Here is a 410-nt window from a genome sequence, read left to right on the forward strand (position 1 = left end):
CTGAATCCGAAAACCGACCTTATCGGCGTTTCATGGGGCCGCACCATGTCGGCTGTCGCAAAGTTCCTTCCGAGCAATTGGAACCCCGGCGTCCATGTGGTTCTCCTCAACGGATCGACCAATATCCGCTCGACTTCGACGCATACGAGCGCTGTGGCGGAAGAATTCGCGCAAGCCGGAGGGGGCACGGCGACGCTTTTGCCAGTACCGGCAATCGTCGGCAAAAAGACCACCCGCGATGCGCTCGAAGAAGATCCGATCATCGATCGCGTGCTGACGCTTGCTGAGCAGGCCGACGTCGTCTGCTTCGGCATGGGTGGTGTTTCGCACCAGTCGGTTTTGCTGAGCTCCGGCTATCTCAGCGAAGATGACATAGACCGTATGCGCGACGCCGGGGCGGTGGGCGATAT

General features: G+C 59.8%; 1 protein-coding gene. It reads left to right on the forward strand.

Annotation, left to right across the window (positions count from 1 at the left end):
- The coding region (locus tag AB1462_RS32320; protein WP_367249201.1) for a sugar-binding domain-containing protein at positions 1-410 on the forward strand (410 nt) is incomplete at both ends.

Origin of the sequence: Pseudomonas sp. SB113, assembly GCF_040754745.1 — a bacterium.
Classification (GTDB): domain Bacteria; phylum Pseudomonadota; class Gammaproteobacteria; order Pseudomonadales; family Pseudomonadaceae; genus Aquipseudomonas; species Aquipseudomonas grimontii.